This is a genomic window from Sphingopyxis sp. C-1 (assembly GCF_001047015.1).
GTDB lineage: Bacteria > Pseudomonadota > Alphaproteobacteria > Sphingomonadales > Sphingomonadaceae > Sphingopyxis.
Genome location: NZ_BBRO01000002.1, coordinates 1,112,641 through 1,134,036, shown reverse-complemented (window position 1 = coordinate 1,134,036; position 21,396 = coordinate 1,112,641). Strand labels below are relative to the sequence as shown.

The 21,396-nt window shown below is 65.5% G+C and carries 19 protein-coding genes; 11 read left to right on the top strand and 8 right to left on the bottom strand.

Annotation, left to right across the window (positions count from 1 at the left end; translation table 11 throughout):
- The first annotated feature begins 38 nt into the window (after positions 1–38).
- On the top strand, positions 39–551 hold the full coding sequence (locus SC1_RS20085; RefSeq protein ID WP_062186341.1) for a DUF4402 domain-containing protein: 513 nt from the start codon (positions 39–41) through the stop codon (positions 549–551).
- Positions 552–721: 170 nt separating this feature from the next.
- Here the strand turns inward: SC1_RS20085 and holA are convergent, their stop codons facing one another.
- The 4 genes from holA to SC1_RS20065 are packed head-to-tail and all read right to left on the bottom strand — an operon-like array spanning position 722 to position 5,351.
- Entirely contained in the window at positions 722–1,753 is a 1,032-nt protein-coding gene (gene holA / locus SC1_RS20080) for a DNA polymerase III subunit delta (RefSeq protein WP_062186339.1), read from the bottom strand.
- Positions 1,750–2,286 carry an LPS assembly lipoprotein LptE gene (gene lptE / locus SC1_RS20075; protein ID WP_062186337.1) on the bottom strand — a complete coding sequence of 179 codons (537 nt, stop codon included), beginning with the start codon at positions 2,284–2,286 and terminating at the stop codon, positions 1,750–1,752. Before lptE ends, holA begins: the two co-directional genes overlap by 4 nt.
- A complete protein-coding gene (leuS, locus tag SC1_RS20070) occupies positions 2,286–4,835 on the bottom strand; it encodes a leucine--tRNA ligase (RefSeq protein WP_062186335.1) in 2,550 nt (849 codons plus the stop codon). Before leuS ends, lptE begins: the two co-directional genes overlap by 1 nt.
- 54 nt (positions 4,836–4,889) lie before the next feature.
- Positions 4,890–5,351 (bottom strand): DUF3576 domain-containing protein, encoded by a 462-nt coding sequence (locus SC1_RS20065; RefSeq protein ID WP_062186333.1) that lies wholly within the window; start codon positions 5,349–5,351, stop codon positions 4,890–4,892.
- 367 nt (positions 5,352–5,718) lie between these two features.
- Between SC1_RS20065 and SC1_RS20060 the strand changes: the two genes are divergently transcribed.
- On the top strand, positions 5,719–6,345 hold the full coding sequence (locus SC1_RS20060; protein WP_238586790.1) for a hypothetical protein: 627 nt from the start codon (positions 5,719–5,721) through the stop codon (positions 6,343–6,345).
- Here the strand turns inward: SC1_RS20060 and SC1_RS20055 are convergent.
- Positions 6,318–6,929 (bottom strand): thiamine phosphate synthase, encoded by a 612-nt coding sequence (locus SC1_RS20055; protein WP_062186330.1) that lies wholly within the window; start codon positions 6,927–6,929, stop codon positions 6,318–6,320. The genes SC1_RS20060 and SC1_RS20055 overlap by 28 nt on opposite strands.
- A 57-nt stretch (positions 6,930–6,986) precedes the next feature.
- Here SC1_RS20055 and SC1_RS20050 point away from each other — a divergent pair, with 57 nt between their 5' ends.
- The 5 genes from SC1_RS20050 to SC1_RS20030 all read left to right on the top strand — a co-directional run bounded on the left by SC1_RS20050 (position 6,987) and on the right by SC1_RS20030 (position 13,635).
- Entirely contained in the window at positions 6,987–7,649 is a 663-nt protein-coding gene (locus SC1_RS20050) for a YggS family pyridoxal phosphate-dependent enzyme (protein WP_062187055.1), read from the top strand.
- 441 nt (positions 7,650–8,090) lie between these two features.
- Positions 8,091–9,002, top strand: a complete 912-nt coding sequence (locus SC1_RS20045; protein WP_238586789.1) for an AraC family transcriptional regulator — start codon at positions 8,091–8,093, stop codon at positions 9,000–9,002.
- A 157-nt stretch (positions 9,003–9,159) separates the two neighbouring features.
- Positions 9,160–10,254 carry a phenylalanine--tRNA ligase subunit alpha gene (pheS, locus tag SC1_RS20040; RefSeq protein ID WP_062186328.1) on the top strand — a complete coding sequence of 365 codons (1,095 nt, stop codon included), beginning with the start codon at positions 9,160–9,162 and terminating at the stop codon, positions 10,252–10,254.
- The gene (gene pheT, locus SC1_RS20035) at positions 10,251–12,638 is read left to right on the top strand and encodes a phenylalanine--tRNA ligase subunit beta (protein WP_062186326.1); all 2,388 of its coding nucleotides are present in this window, start codon (positions 10,251–10,253) and stop codon (positions 12,636–12,638) included. The genes pheS and pheT overlap by 4 nt, the downstream gene beginning before the upstream one ends.
- 37 nt (positions 12,639–12,675) lie before the next feature.
- Positions 12,676–13,635, top strand: coding sequence for an alpha/beta hydrolase (locus SC1_RS20030; protein WP_062186324.1), 960 nt, complete (start codon positions 12,676–12,678; stop codon positions 13,633–13,635).
- A 128-nt stretch (positions 13,636–13,763) separates the two neighbouring features.
- Here SC1_RS20030 and SC1_RS20025 read toward each other — a convergent pair whose 3' ends face one another.
- The 3 genes from SC1_RS20025 to SC1_RS20015 form a co-directional block, all read right to left on the bottom strand.
- Positions 13,764–16,457: a TonB-dependent receptor domain-containing protein gene (locus SC1_RS20025; protein ID WP_062186322.1), complete on the bottom strand. Its 2,694-nt coding sequence runs from the start codon at positions 16,455–16,457 to the stop codon at positions 13,764–13,766.
- Between the two features lie 78 nt (positions 16,458–16,535).
- Positions 16,536–18,077 carry a hypothetical protein gene (locus SC1_RS20020; RefSeq protein WP_062186320.1) on the bottom strand — a complete coding sequence of 514 codons (1,542 nt, stop codon included), beginning with the start codon at positions 18,075–18,077 and terminating at the stop codon, positions 16,536–16,538.
- A gap of 185 nt (positions 18,078–18,262) precedes the next feature.
- The gene (locus tag SC1_RS20015) at positions 18,263–19,153 is read right to left on the bottom strand and encodes a LysR family transcriptional regulator (RefSeq protein WP_062186318.1); all 891 of its coding nucleotides are present in this window, start codon (positions 19,151–19,153) and stop codon (positions 18,263–18,265) included.
- Positions 19,154–19,297: 144 nt separating this feature from the next.
- Here SC1_RS20015 and SC1_RS20010 point away from each other — a divergent pair, with 144 nt between their 5' ends.
- Genes SC1_RS20010 through SC1_RS19995 form a run of 4 tightly spaced genes read left to right on the top strand, consistent with a single transcriptional unit; the run spans position 19,298 to position 21,364 of the window.
- Positions 19,298–19,918, top strand: a complete 621-nt coding sequence (locus SC1_RS20010) for a pyridoxamine 5'-phosphate oxidase family protein (protein WP_062186316.1) — start codon at positions 19,298–19,300, stop codon at positions 19,916–19,918.
- A 35-nt stretch (positions 19,919–19,953) separates the two neighbouring features.
- Positions 19,954–20,379: a VOC family protein gene (locus SC1_RS20005; RefSeq protein ID WP_062186314.1), complete on the top strand. Its 426-nt coding sequence runs from the start codon at positions 19,954–19,956 to the stop codon at positions 20,377–20,379.
- Positions 20,380–20,406: 27 nt separating this feature from the next.
- Positions 20,407–20,883 carry a nuclear transport factor 2 family protein gene (locus tag SC1_RS20000; protein WP_062186312.1) on the top strand — a complete coding sequence of 159 codons (477 nt, stop codon included), beginning with the start codon at positions 20,407–20,409 and terminating at the stop codon, positions 20,881–20,883.
- Positions 20,884–20,908: 25 nt separating this feature from the next.
- Positions 20,909–21,364, top strand: coding sequence for a DMT family transporter (locus SC1_RS19995; RefSeq protein ID WP_062186310.1), 456 nt, complete (start codon positions 20,909–20,911; stop codon positions 21,362–21,364).
- The last annotated feature ends 32 nt before the right edge of the window (positions 21,365–21,396 follow it).

Here is a 21,396-nt window from a genome sequence, read left to right as displayed (position 1 = left end):
TACGGCAGCTTAACCATGAATGCGCTAGATAGGCGGGCGTGAAATGGCGTCTTTTCCTTGGGCTTATGCTGGCTTTCGGCGCCGCACCTTCGGTGGGCGCGCAATGCATGCTCTGCGCGCAGGACAAGGGGGCGGGCATCACCGCGCGAAAGGCCGAGATACCGCTGCGCGTCGATGTCGAAACCCGGCTCGACATGGGCCGCGTCGCAGTGGGGGCGATGGGCGGTGAGGTCGAACTCGATCCCGCCTCGGGCGCCCGCCGCGTGCGCGGCGATGTCGTCGACCTCGGCGGCTTTGCGTTGACCGGCACCGTAACCGTGCGCGGCGAACCCGGCGCCGAGGTTCGCGTCATCCTTCCCGCCAGCGTCGATCTTGAAAGCGGCCACGGCCGCACCGCGCGCGTGACCGGCCTGGTCACCGACCTGTCGGCCGCACCGCGCCTCGGCGCCGACGGCCGGCTGATATTCCGCTTCGGCGGCCGGCTTCAGGTCGCCGGCCTCGACGACGGCGACTATCGCGGGCGCATTCCGGTGACGGTAGAGTATCAGTAAGGCGAGTCGGGGGTTTGGAGTGGGGAGCGACGTTGCGTCACCCACTTCCGTCATCCCGGGCTTGACCCGGGATCCTGCTTTTTTGACGCGCTCACTGACTTCGACTTCAAGCGGGATCAAGTCCGGGGTGACGATGATGGGGAGGTCCGCTCCCGCCCAAACTGGCGACGCTACCGCGCCCGCGCGGCCTGGTGTGCGATGTCGGTCATCAGCTTGCGGAACAGCACGGCGCCCGCCGTACCCGACGCCTTCAGCGCGCGTTCGCAATCGAGCAAGCGGCTCATCAGCCGCGCGATGCGGACCGAATCCCAGATGTGGAGCTGCGCGGTCACGGCATCGCGCTCTTTCCAGAAAATCCCGCTGGTCCTGGCCGAGACGACGGTCGCGGGATGCGCGCCGCCGTCGACCTCGGCGCGCAGACGGGCGAGCGCCATGGCGCGGATCGCGAGCGCGCGGATGATCCGGATCTCGGCAACGCCGACCGCTGCCGCCGTTGCCAGCATCTCTGGAAGCTCGCGCACCTTGCCGCCGAGCGCGACATTGATGCACTCGCTGACATCCTCCTCGTGCGTCGCGGCACCGAGCGCGGCTATGTCGGCGGCGGTGACCTGCCGCTGTCGGTCGGGACCCGCGTCGAGATAAAGCGCGATCTTCTCGATCTCGCGCCGCATCAGCGCCTGATCGCCCGAGACGAGGTCGACGAGCAATTGCGCGTCGGCGTTGGCCACCCTCAATCCCTGTTCCTGCGCCGCCGCCATCGCGATGCCGACGAGTTGGCGTCGATCGGGCTGATAACAGATCGCGGCGACCGCATGGTCCGATCCTTCGACCAGCTTGACGAGTTTCGATTTGGGGGTGACCGACGCGCCGGTCGCGATCACCGGGTTGATCGCGGTTTCGGCCGCCAGCAGCGCCTCAACCGCGGCGAGGGCGTCGTCGCCGCTGCCGCTAAGGTCGACTTTGATCACGCGCGCCGACGAAAAGAGCGACATCGAAGCGGCTTCGGCGGCGAGCAGCGACGGGTCCTGCGAGAGCTGCGATCCAGTCAGGTCGAGCCGTTCGGCATCCTTGCCCGCGAGCCCGAGCAAATGACTCGCGACGGCTTCCATCGTCGCTTCGTCGGGACCGGTGAGGAGAGTGAAGCGAACCGCGGGGTCGAGGCGCGACAGGCGTTCGAGTTCGTTCGGTTTGACCGTCTTCATTGCCCGGTGGGCACGGCAGCCGGTTGTCCGCCGCCGCGGTTCGCAAAGACGGCGAGGCGCGCGACGATCTGGTCGGCGACCGCCGAGGACAGGCGCTCGAGCGCCGAAGATTCGGCGGCTATCGTCGCATATTCGCTGCCGACGACGTCGATCCCGGCGTCGGAGAAAGCTGTTGCGTCGAGCAGCACTTCGCCCGTCGCGGCGTCGACGAGTTGATAGCGCGCGCGCAAGGTGCGGCGTTCGCGCGTCACCGCATCGTCGGCGCGGACGCCGAAGCCGGTGATCGAATCTTCCAGCCGGACGTCGAGCCGCAGGCGCTTGCCCGCGCCTTCGCCGCCCTGCGTCGCCTGCAACCGATCACGGAGCGCATTGCGCACGAGCCAGCCGCTATGCCCCTCGATCGCCGCGACATCGACGCCGGCGAGCACTTGCGCCACCGCCCCCTTGCTGCCGTTCGCGTATAACGGGCGCAGACCGCAACCGCCGATGGTCAGCGAAGCGGCCGCGAGGCAGGAGACGAGAAGCAAGCGCATCAGGGAACGATATTCACCAAACGGTCGGGCACCACAATCACCTTCTTCGGCGCAGCGCCGGCGAGCAGCTCGACGATGCGCGGTCGGGCGAGCGCCGCAGCCTCCACGGCATCCTTGTCGAGGCCTTTGGCGATCGTCATCGTATCGCGCAGCTTACCCGCCATCTGGATCGCGATTGTCACCTCGTCATCGACGAGCAGTGCCGGATCGGCGGCCGGCCACGCCGCATCGGCGATCATCGCCGTGGCGCGCTGGCTGTCCGGCAGCGCGGCCCATGCCTCTTCGGCGAGGTGGGGCATCATCGGTGCGACGAGCAGGATCAGCGTGCGGCACGCTTCGGCGCGCGTCGCCGACGGCTTGGCCTTTTCGATTTCGTTCGCCAGCGCGTGGATCTTGGCCACCGCCTTGTTGAAGCCAAGTGCTTCGATATCGGCGGCGACGCCTGCGATCGCCTGATGCAGCTTGCGTGCGAGTGCCTTGTCTTCGCTGCCGTCGCCGGCATTTTCGGTGTCGCCGAACAGGCGCCACAGGCGCTGGACGAAACGCCAGGCGCCCTCGATGCCCGCCTCGCTCCACGGCAGGTCACGCTCGGGCGGGCTGTCGGAGAGCATGAACCAGCGTGCAGCGTCCGCGCCGTACTGGTCGAGGATGGCGTCGGGGTCGACGACATTCTTCTTCGACTTCGACATCTTGATCACGCGGCCGATCTCGACCGGCGCGCCGTCGTTGGTCAGCGTCGCGCTGTCCGCGCCGCGCTCGATCTCGTCGGGCGTGAAGAAGAGCGGCGGCAGGCCTTCACCCTGCGCACGGCTGTAGGTTTCGTGTGTCACCATGCCTTGCGTGAACAGGCTGGCGAACGGCTCCTTGATGTCGATCATGCCAAGCTTGTTCAGCGCGCGCGTCCAGAAGCGGGCGTAGAGCAGGTGGAGAATCGCATGCTCGATGCCGCCGATATATTGGTCGACCGGCAACCAGCGGCGGATGACTTCGGGGTCGAACGGCTTGTCCGACGGCGCCGACGCGAAGCGCAGGAAATACCAGGACGAATCGACGAAGGTGTCGAGCGTGTCCGTCTCGCGCACCGCTTCGCCGCCGCAGGACGGGCACGCGACATGCTTCCAGGTCGGGTGGCGGTCGAGAGGATTGCCGGGGACCGAGAAATCGGCGTCCTCGGGCAGCACGACGGGAAGCTGGGCCTTCGGGACCGGAACCATGCCGCATGCCGAACAATGGATGAAGGGGATCGGCGTGCCCCAATAGCGCTGGCGCGAGACGCCCCAGTCGCGCAGGCGCCAAACGGTGGTGCCCTTGCCCCAGCCTTCATGCTCGGCGCGCGCGATCACGGCCGCTTTGGCTTCGTCGATCGTCATGCCGTCGAGGAAGTGGCTGTTCACCAGCTTGCCCGGACCCGTGTAAGCCTCGGCTCCGGTGAAATGCTGTGCCGTTTCGTCGCCGTCGGCGATCACGCGATACACGGGCAATTCGTACTTATGTGCGAAATCGAGGTCGCGCTGGTCGTGCGCCGGGCAACCGAAGATCGCACCGGTGCCATAATCCATCAGCACATAATTCACGACCCACACGGGAAGATGCCAGTTCGGATCGAGCGGATGCTCGACTGAAATCCCGGTGTCGAAGCCCATTTTTTCGGCGGTGTCGATCTGCTCGGCGGCGGTGCCCTGACGGCGACATTCCTCGATGAACGCTGCGAGTTCGGGCGAATCCTTCGCGAGTTTTTCAGCCAGCGGATGATCGGGCGAGATCGCCGCAAAACTCGCGCCATAAAGCGTGTCGGGGCGCGTCGTGAAGACATCGAAGCCGACTGCGCCGCCCGCCAGTTTGAAGCTGAACTCAAGCCCCTGCGACTTGCCGATCCAGTTTTCCTGCATCAGCCGCACCTTGTCGGGCCAGCTATCGAGGGCCCCCAGCCCTTCCAGCAGTTCCTCGGCGAAGTCGGTGATCTTCAGGAACCATTGCGACAGCTTCTTCTTCTCGACCAGCGCGCCCGAACGCCAGCCGCGGCCGTCGATCACCTGCTCGTTCGCGAGCACGGTCATGTCGACGGGGTCCCAGTTGACGTAGCTATGCTTGCGCGTGACGAGCCCCGCGGCGAACAGGTCGAGGAACAGCGCCTGTTCCTGCCCGTAATAATCGGGCTCGCACGTCGCAAGCTCGCGGCTCCAATCGATGGCAAGGCCAAGCCGTTTCAGCTGCGCGCGCATCGCCGCAATATTGTCGCGTGTCCAGCCTCCGGGGTGGACGCCCTTTTCCATCGCGGCATTTTCCGCCGGCATGCCGAACGCGTCCCAGCCCATCGGGTGGAGGACGTCGTGGCCGGTCATCTTCTTGAAGCGCGCGAGCACGTCGCCCATCGCGTAATTGCGGACGTGGCCCATATGGATGCGCCCCGACGGATAGGGGAACATCTCGAGGATATAGGCCTTCGGCTTGTCGCTGCTGTCGGTCGTGGCAAAGCTGTTCGCCGCCTCCCACGCCTTTTGCCAGCGGGCGTCGGCGGCGAGGGCGCCAAAGCGCGGTTCGCGGGTCATTCGTCGGTTACCCCGTTAGTCTGTCTGGGCGGGCGCGAGAGGCGCGCCGCCGGATTAGTCCCTGATGGCGCTGCGACGCAGGTCGCGGGCGCGGGTGAGGATGATTTCCTCGAGCTTCTGAACCGTTGCCGCCTGCACCGGCGCATCGACCCAGGTGCTGCCCTGTGCGACCTGGCGCGATGCAGCGATACGCAGCGCGTCGGCACGCAGATCCTGGTCGAGGATCGACACGGTGACCTTCATCCGCTCGCCCGGGTTCGACGGGTTCGCATACCAGTCGGTGATCACGACGCCGCCCGCCGAATCGGCCTGGAGCAACGGCATGAACGACAGTGCGTCGAGCGAAGCGCGCCACAAATAGCTGTTCACGCCGATCGTCGTCACCTTGCTCGCGGCGAGGTCGGCGCGCGGCCGGTCCTTGTTCGCACAGGCCGAAAGGCCAAGTGCCGCAAGTCCGAGCAGCGCGGCCGTGGCTGGGCGACGACCGAGCTTGGCAAGGACGGAAAGCTGGAACATGCCGATAACACCTTATCTATTGAGCGCCGCCAAATCCCGGGAAGCCGGCCGCGCATTACGGAATTGTCAGCGTCTCTATCGCCGTTGCCGCCATCGGGCAAGCGCGGCAATTCCGGCCGCGCGGCTGTTCAGATTCTGGTCAGATTCGAAACGCACTGTGACGATCGCGCAACAATTTCGGCGAAAAGCGGTTTTGCTGAGATAATAGGGCGGGATTCACTGGCAATATCGTGCCAGGAGTCCTATCTGACGAGTCGATTGGGGTTGGAGTCGCAAAGCAATGGCGCGGACGTCGCGACATTTTTGGAAGGGAAGCCTCACCGCTTTTGCGGTGGTTTCGCTTGCGCTCCCGCCGGCCCTGGCCGCGATGTCGAGCAGCGACCGCATCCGCGACACTACGCTTTCGGAAACGCTGCTCGGCCAGTTCACCCCTGCATCGGGTGATGAGCGGCTGATCGCACGCTATAACAAGATGTCCGCCGAACAGCGGAGCGGCTTCAGCTTCACGCCGGCGCTGCCGGACGACGGCCGCAAGAATCGCGCGATCACCGTCGTGACCCGCGCGCGCGATGATGCGTCGAGCGCCGCGCGCACTTCGGCTCTTGCTGTCGGCCGAACCGCGCCGATCGCCATCACCCCCGTCGCCTATAATCTGGGCGCATCGGTGGGCTTCGAGAAATTCGTCACGCCGGCGCTGCCGCGCGGTACCGACCTTCGCAACCTGCCGGTCGCGAAGGCCCCGGAACAGGACGAGAAGAAGTCGCGCTTCGCCACGCGTATGGTCAACCGCCCAAGCGACCCGAGCGGGGCAACCGATCGCGTCACGGCTCCCGGCGAAGCGTCGGCCGTCGATGTCGTCAGCAGCTATCGACTGACGAAGAATATCGATGTCACCGCCGGCGTCCGCTACAAGAGCGACGACCGCGTCGAGCCGCTGACCGATACGCGCCGTGACAGCCAGGCGGTCTATGTCGGAACTGCGTTCCGCTTCTGACGCTTGCGGCGTTTCGTCGCTTTTTCCTCCCACGCATCGATTGCCGCCCAGCCCGGATCGATCCGGCTCGCGCGGTTCAATGCGCGCAAGCGTGCCAGGGTCATCCCGCCGAGCGCGATCGGCTTCGCGCCCGATAGCCGCGCCAGCCGTAGCCATGACGCACGTCCTAGGGTCGGAGCACCGGGGTGTGAACGGGTCGGATGGAGCGGGGAGATAAAAACGCCGTCGGCCCCCGACCGCCGCGCGCGGCGGGCTTCGGCAGCGTCATGGACGGGCATCGTCAGCAACAGCCGAAGCCGCGCCTGCTTCGCATAGAGCGCGTCACGCTGGCGAAGATGAACGCCGTCGGCGCCCCAGCGCCGCGCCGTGGCGGGTGACCCCGCGAGCAGCACGGTCAGCCGGCGCACACGCGCGATACGCATCAAACGCCGCAACAGGCGCCAGCGCGCGCCGGCAGGCAGGCTGTCGTGGCGCAGAACGATGCCGCTGCCCGGCGGAAGCAGCGCGGCGAGTTCGCCCGCACCGGCCTTTGTCCGCTCGTCGCTGAACAGCCATGTTTTCGGCAAGGGGTGGCGCGGGCGCATTGCGCTTTCTATAGGCGCGTCGCGAGCGCGCGCAACGCGCGGGATGGAAACGAGACGATGAGCGAAGCAGCAGACCGGCTGGCCGATGTACAGGCCCATATCGCGGACGCGGCGCAGCGCGCGCAGCGCAAAGACGACGAAATCTGCCTGATCGCCGTATCGAAGACTCACGATGCCCCCGATATCCGCCCGCTGATCGCCGCTGGCCAGCGCCACTTCGGCGAGAATCGCGTGCAGGAAGCGGCGGCGAAATGGCCCGAGCTGCGCGCCGAAACCCCCGATATCCTGCTCCACCTGATCGGCCAGTTGCAGTCGAACAAGGCCGAGGAAGCGGTCGCGCTGTTCGACGCGATCCATTCGGTCGACCGTAGTTCGCTGGTGCAGGCGCTGGCGAAGGCGAGTCAAAAGGCAGGCAAGCAGCCGCAATTGTTCGTGCAGGTCAATATCGGCGACGAGGAACAGAAGGGCGGCTGCACTGTCGCCGACCTACCCGCCTTGCTGGCCGAGGCGAAGGACGCGGGGCTGAAGATCGACGGACTGATGGCGATTCCCCCTGCCGATATCGAACCTGCGCCCTTTTTCGCGCTGCTCGACGAACTCGCCGCACGCCACGGCCTGCCGCTACGCTCGATGGGGATGAGCGGCGATTACGAGACCGCGGTCATGCTGGGCGCGACACATGTGCGCGTCGGGACCGCGCTGTTCGGGGCGCGGGACTAGGCTGTCGCCGCGCCGGGTGGCGACCGATTGCCGCCCCTCTATCTTCGTCACCCCCGAACCCTTCGACAGGCTCAGGCCCGGGGTGACGAATCGACCGAGAGTTGCCGACAGAGATATACGCGGCCCAAGCGAAGAGGCGGCGCGCAGCTCCCGCTCCGCACCGCCTCGACAATGGTTCCAGTGTAAACCATCGCCCCCCCGCCCGTTCCGAGAAGCCGTGGGTCGCAGAAAGCTGCCGGCCGGGACGAAGCTCGGAAAATCAGTCGCTTGTTTCAGGTCCTCGCCAAATCCCCACCTTTGGCGCTACGTCACAATTCTCCTCGCACGCCCCCATTCGAAAGCGGACGACGCAACTATGACGCAGCCCGCGCGCATAAAATTGTAAGAACCCGACAGCCAGAGACGGTCGAACATTGTTTTTCATGCGTTTTGCGCGTTAAAATGAGACACATGCCGCAAAGCGACGCATCTCGTTATCCTTCGACCGGCGCGCGCGTCGCGACGCGCTTCTTCCCGCTGTCGCCCGCGCTGCGTCCTTATGTCAGCACCATCTATCTGAGCGAGGTCAGCATCGCCGACGGCGGCCGGGTCGAGGATTATCTGCATCCCGAATGGGCGAACCTGCGATTTGTCGACGGCGAAGCCCCACTCGCGGCGATCGGGGGCAGCCCGATAGCCGAAATGCCGCGCTTCATCGCGACCGGTCCCACAAGCGTCGCGACCTATTTCGCGGCGGGCAACATGCGTACCTGGGGCATCGGCATCCTGCCGATGGGCTGGGCGAAGTTCATTCCGCTGCCCGCCGAAGAACTGGCCGACCGCCTGACCGACGGCAGCATCCACCCGGCGTTCGCGGCCTTCGCCCCCCTGCTTGAAACCCTGCGGCGCGTGAACGACGTCGACGCGGCAGCGGCGCTGATCGACGCGCATGTCTGCGCGCTCCTTGCCGATGCGCCGCCCGACGATCCCGCGATCCTCGCCGCGCACCGCGCGCTCGTCGACGATGAGGTGACGAGCGTTGCCGATCTTTCGGCGAAACTCGGACTCTCCGAACGTTCGATCGAGCGGCTGAGCCACCGCGCTTTCGGCTTTTCGCCCAAGCTGCTGTTGCTGCGCCAACGCTTCCTGCGAAGCCTTGCGCGCTTCATGCTCGATCCATCGATGGCGTGGATCGATACGATGGATCATCATTATTACGACCAGGCGCAATTCACGCGCGATTTCCAGCGTTTCATGGGGATGAGCCCGCGCGACTATGCCGCGCGTCCCAAGCCGATCCTGGGCGCCGCAGCTTTTGCACGCGCCGCGGCCGCCGGCGCCGCGGTTCAGGGCCTGCACAAACCTGCGGGATAGGGACGCCGGACCGCCCCGTTTTCCGCCAAGTGACTTGACCCGCGCGGCGCGTTCGGTGCAAGCGGCAGGCGACGGACGCGCGGCAGCCGCCCCATCCACAAGACACAAAGAAATGCACGCCGGCAGCGCCAGCGCCGCCGGAACAGGACGAACGACAATGAGCGACATTCAGGCCATTCAGACCCGACTGGCGGACGATATAGCGGCAGCCGCCGACCTCGACGCAATCGAGGCATTGCGCGTGTCCGCGCTCGGCAAGGCGGGGACCATCACCGCGCTGCTCAAGACACTGGGCGGCATGACTCCCGAAGAGCGGCAGGCGAAGGGTCCCGAAATCCACGGCCTGCGCGAAACGGTCACCGCCGCGCTTGCCGCGCGCAAGGCGGCGCTCGACGCCGCGGCGCTCAACGTCAAACTTGCCGCCGAAGCGGTCGACATGTCGCTGCCCGCCGAGCCGGCGCCGCGCGGCAGCGTCCATCCGGTCAGCCAGGTGATGGACGAGCTTGCCGAAATCTTCGCCGACATGGGCTTCGCGGTCGCAACGGGCCCCGAGATCGAGGACGATTGGCGCAATTTCACCGCGCTCAACATTCCCGAAACGCACCCGGCGCGCGCGATGCACGACACCTTTTATTTCCCCGACAAGGATGCCGAAGGGCGTGCGATGCTGCTGCGCACGCACACCTCGCCGGTACAGATCCGCACGATGATGTCGCAGGAACCGCCGATCCGCATCATCGCGCCCGGCCGCGTCTATCGCAGCGACAGCGATGCGACGCACACGCCGATGTTCCATCAGGTCGAAGGTCTGGTCATCGACCGCGACATCCACATGGGCCATCTCAAATGGACGCTCGAAACCTTCCTGAAGGCCTATTTCGAACGCGACGACATCGTGCTGCGCCTGCGCCCCAGCTATTTCCCCTTCACCGAACCCTCGGCCGAGGTCGATGTCGGCTATAAACAGGAAAAGGGCCGCCGGATCGTCGGCGGAAACGGCGACGACGAAGGCCATGCGTGGATGGAACTGCTCGGCAGCGGCATGGTCAACCGCCGCGTGATCGCAAATTGCGGGCTCGATCCCGACGAATGGCAGGGCTTTGCCTTCGGGGTCGGCGTCGACCGGCTGGCTATGCTGAAATATGGCATGGATGACCTTCGCGCCTTCTTCGACGGCGACCTTCGCTGGTTGTCGCATTACGGGTTCGGCGCGCTGAGTGTCCCGACGCTGAGCGGGGGGATTTCGGCATGAAGATCACCCTCGACTGGCTCCGCGAACATCTGGACGGCGATTATGGCGTCGCCGACGTCGTCGCGACATTGAACCGCATCGGCCATGAGGTCGAAGGCGTCGAAAATCCGGCCGAGAAACTCGCCGGTTTCCGCGTCGCCAAGGTGCTGACCGCCGAAAAGCATCCGCAGGCCGACAAGCTGCAGGTGCTGACGGTCGACACCGGCGACGGCGGGGCACCGCTCACCGTCGTGTGCGGGGCGCCCAATGCGCGCGCAGGCCTGGTCGGCGTACTCGGCCTGCCCGGCGCGGTCGTGCCCGCGAACGGGATGGAGTTGAAGGTCGCGGCGGTGCGCGGCGTCGAATCGAACGGCATGATGTGCTCGACGCGCGAGCTTGAGCTTGGCGACGATCATGACGGGATTATCGAACTGCCCGCCGACGCGCCGATCGGGACGCCCTTTGCCGACTATAGCGGCGCGGGCGATCCGGTGATCGACATTTCGATCACGCCGAACCGGCAGGATTGCATGGGCGTGCGCGGCATCGCGCGCGACCTTGCCGCCGCCGGGCTCGGCACGCTGAAGCCGCTCGACGTCCCGACGATCGTCGGGGAAGGTGCGCCCGCAACCGAAATCCGGACCGACGATCCCGAAGCCTGTCCCGCCTTCTTCGGCCGCACGATCAGCGGCGTCACTAACGGCACCGCGCCCGAATGGATGCGCCGCCGACTGGAAGCGGTGGGTCAGCGCTCGATCTCCGCACTCGTCGACATCAGCAATTATGTGATGTTCGACCTTGGCCGCCCGAGCCATATTTATGACCGTGCGAAGCTGAGCGGCGCACTCGCCGCGCGGCGCGCGAAGGATGGCGAGACCGTCACCGCGCTGAACGGCAAGGACTATGTGCTCACCGACACGATGACGGTGATCGCCGACGCGGCCGAAGTACATGACATCGCGGGCATCATGGGCGGCGAGCATTCAGGGTGCAGCGAGACGACGACCGACGTCCTGATCGAGATCGCCTATTTCACGCCCGAACGCATCGCGCTGACCGGGCAGGCGCTTGCCCTGACCAGCGACGCGCGCAGCCGCTTCGAGCGCGGCGTCGATCCCGCGTTCCTGGACGATGCGACCGCGATCGTCACCGCGCATATCCTTGCGATCTGCGGCGGCACGCCCTCGACCGTCACGCGCGCGGGCACGCCCCCCGCCGGGGTCAAGACGGTCGATTATGACCCGGCGCTGTCGGCGACGCTTGGCGGCATCGCAATCGCGCCCGAGCGGCAGCAAGAGATACTCGCCGCGCTGGGCTTTTCGGTGGCCGAACAGGGCGGCCGCTGGCAGGTCGCAGTGCCGAGCTGGCGCCGCGATATCGACGGCGCGCCCGACATCGTCGAGGAAGTCACGCGCATCACCGGTTTCGACGCGATCGCGTCGGTCGCCCTGCCGCGGACCGACGGCGTCGCCAAGCCGACCGCGACCGCCGAGCAGCTTACCGAGCGCCGCCTGCGCCGCGCCGCGGCAGCCGCCGGTTTCGACGAAGCCGTCACCTGGTCGTTCATCAGCGAAAGCGACGCCGCGCCCTTTGGCGGCGGCACCTGGTCGCTCGCCAATCCGATCAGCGAAGAACTGAAAGTCATGCGCCCGTCGCTGCTGCCCGGCCTGCTCGCCGCGGCGCAGCGCAACCAGAATCGCGGCGCGGGCAGCATTCGCCTGTTCGAGATCGGTCGCCGCTATCTGGCCGACGCCGAGCATCCGACACTTGCCATCGTCATGGCGGGCGACCGGACGCCGCGCGGCTGGCAGACGGGCAAGGCGGCGGCGTTCGACGCCTTTGACGCCAAGGCCGCCGCGCTGGCGTTACTCGACGCCGCGGGGGCGCCCGCCGACCGCTTGCAGGTGATGGAAGCCGTGACCGAGGGGGCCATCTGGCATCCCGGCCAGTCGGCGACGCTGCGGCTCGGCCCCAAGGCGGTGCTCGCCGAATTCGGCGCGCTCCACCCGCTGCTGACGCGCGCCTTCGACGTCGATGGCCCGGTGATGGCGGTACAGATCTTCCTCGACGCGATCCCGGCGAAGCGCGCAAGCGGTCCCGCGCGCGCGGCGTTCACGCCGCCCGCGCTGCAGTCGGTACGCCGCGACTTCGCCTTTCTGGCGCCGACCAGCCTGACCGCCGCCGATCTGGTGCGCGCGATTCGCGGCGCCGACAAGACGAGCATCACCGGAGCGCGATTGTTCGACCGCTTCACCGGCCAAGGCGTGCCCGAGGGTCAGGTGAGCCTGGCGGTCGAGGTCGAATTGCAGCCGGCAGAAAAGAGCTTCAACGATGCCGAGTTGAAGGCGATTACCGACAAGGTGGTCGCGGCAGCGGCAAAGGTCGGAGCGATATTGCGCGGCTGATCTTCGCGTCGGCGAGCGATGAAAGGGAGAGTTTGAAATGGACACCCGCCACCTCGTCGATCGCGAGATCGCGCCGCTGATCGACCTGTTTCCCCGGGTCGATCTTGATTCCGCGCCGATCGCCCAAATTCGTGCCAAGGCGGCGGAGACCTACTCGATCCTGCCGCCGCCGGTGATCGCCCCCGAAAGGCTGGTCGTGCCGTCGATCCATGGCGGACCGGATATCCCGGTATTTCTCTATCGCCCCGCGGAGACGCGGCCGGGCGGCGGCGCGATCCTGCATATCCATGGCGGCGGGATGGTGATGGGATCGGTGGAGCAGATGCAGGCGGGCCCTGCATTGTTGGCCGCGTCCGCCGGGGTGCCCGTCGCTTCGGTCGAATATCGCCTCGCGCCCGAACACCCCTTTCCCGCGCCGCACGAGGATTGCCACTCGGCGCTGGCATGGCTTGCCGAACAGTCGGACGCGCTTGGCTTCGACCCGAACCGGATCGTCGTCGCGGGCGAAAGCGCGGGCGGCGGGCTGGCCGCCGCTCTCGCGATCATGGCGCGCGACCTGGGCGGCCCGGCGATCGCGGGGCAGCTCCTGACTTATCCGATGCTCGATCATCGTACCGGCAGCGACGCCTGTCCCTATGGCAACCCGGCGACCGGCGAATTCATCTGGACGCGGCCGAGCAACCGCTTCGGCTGGCGCGCGCTGCAGGGCGACTACAAGGCCGACGACGACCGGCGCGGCTGGTTTTCGCCAAGCCTGGCCGAGGATTTGTCGAACCTGCCCCCCGCCTATATCGCGACCGGCAGCCTCGACCTCTTTTTCGACGAAAATCTCGACTATGCGCGCCGCCTGGTCGCGGCGGGGGTGCCCGTCGATCTGCACAGCTATGCGGGGGCGATCCATGCGTTCAACGCGATCCCCGACGCCGCGCTGTCACAGCGTTTCAACGGCGGGCTGCTCGCGGCGGCGGCAGCCATGGCGGGGCCGGCGAACGGCTGAAGGCGCCGGGCGGCGTCTTCACGGCGCGGCTTCCTTCATGAAACAGCCTTGCGCCCTTTTTCATGCGCGGGGAAGGCGGGCGAGCCGGACCGTGCCGACCCCTCGCCTTCCCGCGATGATAGAAGACGTCAGAATTTCAGTTCGGCGCCGATCGAGAAGCTGCGTCCGACCTTGTAGTTGTTGATGTCGATCCGCGAATCGCCGGCCTGCTGGAACTCCTGATAGCGAGTGCCGGTCAGGTTGCGCGCCTCGAACTTGAGCTCGACCTCGGTCCCGAGCAGCGTGATCCCCTGCCGCGCGACGAAGTCGAGTCGGATGCCGGGCTTTTCCTTGATATCGGGCTGCTGCGGCGTGCCCGACGGACCACGGTTCGTCACGCGTTCGCTGGCATAGGTAAGGAGAAGGGTCTGCTGCGACAGCTTGTCCTGGTCCTCGATCCCGATCTGGAGATTGCCGACATGTTCGGACTGGCCCGTGAGCGGCGCGCCATCGCGGAAGAAATCCGCCGCGGGAAGCACACCGCCGTTCGAGAAGATGATGTTGTCGTCGGCGCCGACGTTAATCTTCGACTTGCTGTAGGTGTAGTTCGCCACAAGCACGAGACGGCGCGATGCGAAGAAGGGCGATTCCGAAACCCCGCTGAGCGGGACATATTTCAGGACCTCGAGTTCAGCGCCGTAGAGCTGCGCTTCGGGAGCATTTGCGAAGCTCGTCTGGAGCTGGCCGGTCGAACGGAAAGCGAAGGCTTCGATCGGATTGTCGATCTTTTTGTAGAAGCCCGCGAGCGTGAAGCGTTCGCCCTTTCCAAAGAACCATTCGTAACGCGCCTCGGCGTTGAACAGCTTGCTGTCGACGAGGAAGGGGTTGCCGAAGAACTGGCGGTCGGATTCGGTGTCCTGATAGATTTGGAACGCAAGCTCGCGGAACTGCGGACGCGCGATCGTCTTGGAAGCGTTGAGCCGGAGCTGCATGTCTTCCGCGAAATTCCAGGTGACCGTCGCGGCCGGCAGCCAATAGCTGTTGTTCAGGCGGGTCGAGGTGACGCCGCCGGTTCCGATACCGAAAAGGTCGACCGGCGTCACATGCTGCTTTGCCGATTCATAGCGGACGCCCGCGATCAGGGTGATTCCGGGGCCGACTTCGGCCTCGACCTGTCCATAGCCCGCATGGATATCAAGGCCGGCCTCATAGGCCGCCGCGCCCGCCTGACCCGAAGTCTCTGTAAGCTGGATATCATAGGTATAGATGTTGAAGTCCGACAGGAGATAGTCGGGGCGCTGCTGCGTCACCGGGATCGGCAGTTCGTCAGCCGGCACGAAGCGGAACTCGCGCCGTGAAGCGTCGCGCTTGGTGCTGGTGTAAGCATAGCCGCCGTGAACCGTGATGCTCATCGATGTCGGAAGCTTGTAACCGAGGTCGATTGCCCCGGCGTACACATCTTCGTTGAGATCGCTGAACACGATGCGGGCATTCTGGCCGCCGGCGCGCAGATTGTTGACATAGTCGCCGATGGATTCGTCGAACACATAGCTGAAGCTGCGTTCATAGGGCGCGTCGCGCTTGGTGTTCGCATAGGTTCCGCGAATGTCGACGCTGAGATCGTCGAACTTGAATTCGCCCACGAACTGGGTGTCGATAAGCTGCCGTTCGACCCAATTGGTGTCCTGTTTCATGACCCGCACATTGTCGCCGAGACCCTCGGCATCGAAACCGGTCGCCAGGCGCGACTGCTTGAGCGTGTCGTGGATATAGAGGTTGGTCCAACGCAGCTTGTGCTCGCCAAACTCGAAGCCGAGGCCCAGCAGGCCGTTGACGACGATCCGGTTGTCGGTGCGCACCGCACGGAAATTGACGTTCGGGTCGAGACGCCCTTCGGCGAAGCCGCCCGAGAGCTGCTGGACCGCATCGCGCGTCGACCAGTTGTTGCTGAACCCGGCCGCGGCGATGAAGCCGAGACGATTGCCGCCGATATCCCAGCGCGAACCCGCGCTGAGATCCGCGGAGAAATTCACCGGAATATTGTTGTTGCGCTGAAGAAGCGAGGTCGACGCGTTCGACAGGCTCGCCGCGATGTCATGAATGTCGCGCGCCGAGAAGTCGGCGCCTTCGGTGATGAGCTTGCCGCTGTTCAAGGCCGCCTTGAGCGGGCCGCGGATCGAGCGCGTGCCGTCGTCATAGCCCAGGAAGTCGAGGTCGCCGCCATAATAGGTATAGCCGAGCTGGCCGGTCGTCTCGCTATCGCCGCTGACGCCGAGCCCGATTTTGAGGAAAGGTTCGTCGGGCAGGGCTTTCGTCGTGAGGTTGATCACGCCGCCGCCGAATTCGCCCGGATAATTGGCCGAATAGGTCTTTTGGACGAGCGCGCTGCCGACGATGCTGGTCGGAAAGAGGTCGAGGGGAACGACGCGCTTCAACGGTTCGGGAGAAGGAAGCGGCGAGCCGTTCAACAGAGCGAGCGAGTAACGGTCACCAAGGCCGCGCACATATACATAGCCGTTGCCCACGACGGACAGGCCGGTAACGCGCTGGAGCGCGCCCGCGATGTCTCCGTCGCCGGCGCGTTCGATTTCCTCGTTCGAGAGCACCGACACGACTTGCGGCGTCGAGCGTACGATATTGGGAATGTAACGGCCGGTGACGACGATTTCGCCATCGAACGAGGCGCCGGGAACCGAAACCTCGACCTGTTCATCGTCCGCGGGGGGAGGCGTGGTCGCGGCCGGCGCGGATTCGGTCGGCTCGCTCGTCTGCGCGATGGCGCTCGGCGCGATCAGCGCCGAGGTCAGGAGCAGGAGGCTGGAGAATGTGTGCGACTTCCTCATGAGGAGTCCCCCCTTGTAGTTAATCCGAAAAAAGGGGGCGACGGCCCTTGCCGTCGCCCCTCGTCAATGTGTTGGCGGTCAGGCGCTCGGCAGCGAGGTGCACGACGAGGCGCTGCCGAAGTCGGCGGTCGCCGAGTCGCAGGTCCAGCCGCGGTACCAAGTGTCGCTCGCGTCGCGAACCGCGCCGATGTACGGCGTCGCCACCAGGAAGGAGGTGCCCGACGGGTTCAACGTCGAAGCGTTGAATGCGGTCACCGCAGTTTCGTTGGCGCCGTTTACGAAAACATTGCTCAGCGTCGAGGTGAAGCTCGCATTGTTGTTCGTGCCCAGGTTGAAGATCGCCTGGATGGCAGCCGCCGTGACGTTGCCGTCTTCCGCGAAGGCACCTGCGGTGCAGGCGAAGGCCACCGAGTTCAGCACCGGCGGACCGACGTCGTCGAGACCGGCGTTTGCCGCCTGCATCGTCGTCGCGCCATCGACGTCAAGGCAGAAGCGGGGGCTCGTCACTACGCCGTTGACCATCGTATAGTCGGTACCGCCGCGCAGCAGGATCGCGTTGGTCGAAGCGGCCAGCGTGCTGCGATGCACGAAGGTGAAGTTCGCAAGGCGCGTGTTCTGACGCGGCTGCGCATCTTCGTTACCGTTCGAGTCGGCCTCGATCATCGCATCGCCCGAATTGCCGCCGGCGCGCTGCACCCCGATCACGAACTGGATCAGGCCCTTGTAGCCAAGGTCGGTGTCGAGGCTATCGTCGTCGGCGCCGGTGATGATCAGATTCTTCATGTTCTGGCGGCCGCCAAACACTTCGATCCCGTCGTCGGAGCTGTTGTGGACCTGAACATGGTCGATGACCGTTCCCGAGCCGACGCCGCCCGTGGTGAGGCCCTGCAATTCGTTGCCCGGCGCGATTTCGAAGCCCGAATAGCGGATCTGCACATAGCGGATCCGGCCGCTGCTATCAGCCGCGGTAGCGCCGCCGTATAGGGCATTGGTCGCGCCTTCGATGTTCTGCTGACAGTTGGCCGATCCGCCCACTGCGCCGCTGAGGCAATCGCTGATCGGCGCGCGGCCAAGCAGGATCACGCCGCCCCACAGGCCCTGGCTGGTATCGGTCGCGGTGCCGACGACGTTCGCACGTGCGGTGAAGATGATCGGGTTGGTCGGAGTGCCCTCGGCATTGAGCTTCGAACCGCGGTTGACGACGAGGAAGTCGTTGCCCGACGAGGCGAAGATGACGACGCCCGGATCGATCGTGAGCGTCGCTGCCTGGCCACCGGCCGCTGCGCCATCGCCGCCGACATCGGTGCCGACGTCGACGCGTCCGTTGAGCGAGTAGATCGTGCCCGGGAGGTTTGCGATCTGGAAATTGGCGTTGAGGCGACCGGTGATTTCGCAGTTGCGGCGGTTCGCGATCACGCCTTTGTCGACCGTGCCCGTCGGGCAGCTCGCCGCCGGGGGAGTCGGCGTGGGGGTCGGAGTCGGGGTGGGAGTCGGCGTCGGGGTGGGGGTCGGTGCGGGAATGACGACAACACCTTCGCCGGGCGAAGCCACATCGTCGGCGCCGCAAGCGGCGAGCGGCAGGGCGACGGTCAGCATAAGGAATTTACGGATTCTGGTCATTGAGGCCCCCTTTTGGGTTTGCAGACAAACACGACCGGTTGCCCCGCCGCGCCTTGGTTCGCTGCGGCCTCTAGGAGTCGATTCTTATGCTAAAATGACAGAATCGTGAATCTGGCCGTCACCAAAAAGCCACTGATTTGTAACATTTGGGCTGCGCTAGTCCGATGGCAGCCGCTGCCGACCCTTCAAACCAGTCCCGCCATCCGCATCCGCGCTTTCATCGCCGCGATGAACAACCGCACTGCGGGCAGTCCCGCGCGCGACGGTTCGAACAATAGATGCACCGGCAACGCGGATGGCTGTTCATCCGCGAGCAGCGAGATCAGCCGCCCCGCATCGACCGCCTCGATGACCTGATAGCTCAGCAGATTGGCGATCCCGAGCCCAGCCTCAGCCGCCGCCAAAATCCCGTCGATGGTGTTGACGACCAGCCGCGGGCGCGGTTCGATGCGCCAGCGGCCCGACGCGAACTGCCATTCGCCCGCCGCACGCGGCCCCATCGCGGCGATCAGGTCGTGCCCCGTAAGTTCTGCCACGCGTGCCGGGGCCCCGCGCCGCGCCAGATAGGCGGGGCTCGCAACCAGCATCTGCCGCACCCGGCCGATCCGCACGGCCTTCAACCCCGAGTCCGCCAGCGGCCCGATGCGCACCGCGACGTCGATCCCCTCCTCCACGATCCGGACATTGCGGTCGATCAGCATCATTCGCGCCGACAGCTCGCGGTGCTGCGCCATCAGTTCGCTCACCACGGGCAGGACGTGCAGCCGTCCGAACATCACCGGTGCGGTCAGGTGCAACTGTCCGCGCGGTTCGGCCTCCGCGCCGCGAAGCTCGCGCTCGGCGCCCGCAAGGTCGGCGAGGATGCGCCGTGCCTGCTCCAGAAATGCCGCGCCGGCATCGGTCAACGCGACCGCGCGCGTCGAACGGTGAAACAAAACCGTACCCAGCCGCGCCTCGAGCGCCGCAATCCCACGCGTGACGGCAGGCGGGGAACTGCCAAGCTTGCGCGCCGCGGCAGCGAAACCGCCCTCGTTCGCAACCGCGACGAACATTTCAAGGGTGAGCAACCGGTCCATGATTATTCCAGTTTATGGAATTAACTTGTTCGATCTTCCCCGATTATCACCGATCGAACAATGCCCTATTCCCGGTCCGGCGAACGAAGGCGCGCCCCTCCTCCACGCCCTTCGTTCGCTCCCTTTTGCAGAGAGGCTGGCACGATGGCGCAGAATTACCGACACACGCTGTTCGACGACGCGGTGAAAGCGGAGCAAGAACGCCACGGATCGCGCGCCTCCTACGCCAAACTCGATGCCGGTGCAGACGGCACCCCCGACACGCTGACAGCCAAGGAAATTGCCTTTATCGAGGAACGCGACAGCTTCTATATGGCAAGCGTCAATGTCGAGGGCTGGCCCTATATGCAGCATCGCGGGGGCCCGGCGGGTTTCCTCCGCCACATCTCCGGCAACCGGATCGGTTTCGCCGACTATCGCGGCAACAAACAATATATCAGCACCGCCAATATCAAGGGCAACGACCGCGTCTCGCTGTTCCTGATGGATTATCCGAACCGCGAGCGGCTGAAACTCGTCGGCCACGCGCACAGCGTCGAACTCGCCGACGACCCCGCCGCGGTCACTGCACTGATGCCAACGACGTATCGAGCGACGCCGGAGCGCGCCCTATTCATCGACGTGATCGGCTGGGAATGGAATTGCTCGCAGCACATCACGCCGCGCTTCACCGAGGCCGAAATTTCCGCCGCGATCCAGCCGATGGCAGCCGAACTCAACCAGCTACGCGCCGAAATCGCCGCGCTCAAATCAGAGCGGCACTAACCGTCGTCAGCCGAAAAACCACGAAAGGACATAGAATGACCAATGACATCACCCCGAAATCGCTGACAGAAGGCGCCCATCACATCGGCCTCGCCGTTCGCGACGTAGTTGAGGCGCGCGATTTTTTCGTCGAAGCCCTGGGCTTTACCGTCGCGGCCGAACGCCCCGACTATCCCGCGATCTTCGTCTCCGACGGCACGACGCTGCTCACGCTCTGGCAGGTCGCCGATCCCGCGAGCGCGACGCCCTTCGACCGCCGCGGCAACATCGGCCTCCACCATCTCGCGCTTCGCGTCGCCGACCTCGATGCGCTGCGCACCGTCTTCGCGCGCGTGCAGGGCCATCCCGGCGCGGTGATCGAATTCGATCCCGAACCGATCCGCGAGGGGGCGACCACGCATCATTTCATCTGCGCGATGCCCGGCGGCATCCGTATCGAATTCGCGACACCCTTTGCCTGAAAGGCCCATCCCAGAAAGGAACAGCCGATGTCCCGCCCCCCGCTCCCACCCTTTGACCATGACAGCGCGGTTCAAAAGGTTCGCCTTGCCGAAGACGGCTGGAACAGCCGCGACCCCGCGCGCGTCGCGCTCGCGTACACCGAGGACAGCGTGTGGCGAAATCGATCGACCTTCGTCACCGGCCGCGCCGCGATCGTCGATTTTCTGACCGCGAAATGGCGGCGCGAGCATGACTATCGGCTGGTGAAGGGGCTGTGGGCGTTCACGGAAAACCGCATCGCCGTGCGCTTCGCCTATGAATGGCACGACGATGCGGGTCAGTGGTGGCGCTCCTATGGCAATGAAAATTGGGAGTTTTCCGAAAATGGAGAGATGCAGCGGCGCATCGCGAGTATAAACGACGTCGCGATTGCCGAGGGCGACCGATTGTTCCTTTGGCCGCGCGACGGCACCGGCGACCGCCGCCCGGACGATCATCCGGGGCTCGAGGAATTAGGCCTGTAAGAGCGAACATTGGGGAGGAAGACAGATGGCCGCCAACAACGCACCCGCCTTTGCCACGATCATGCTGCTCACCGGCATCGGCATCCCGATCCTCGCCGCGCTCAATTCCGGACTGGGGCAAAAGCTCGGCCATCCGATGGCGGCGTCGGTCGTGCTGTTCGCGGTCGCGCTGCTGATCGCCATTGCCGGCGCGCTGTGGACGGGGTCGATGGGACAAGTGCGACTGTCGGCCGAAACGCCCTTTCACTTCTACCTCGGCGGCATCTTCGTCGCCTTCTACGTCATCGCGGTGACCTTTATCGCGCCGCGCTTCGGGGTCGGCAACGCGATCTTCTTCGTGCTCGTCGGCCAGCTCGTCAGCGCGGCGACGATCGATCATTTCGGCCTGTTCGGTGCAATGCGTTCGGCGATCGACACCAAACGCGTCGCGGGGATCGCGTTGATGATCGCGGGCGTCTACCTCGCACGCCGTGCGAGTTGAAGACGGGTTTCGCGCGTAAGTTTCCCTGTCCT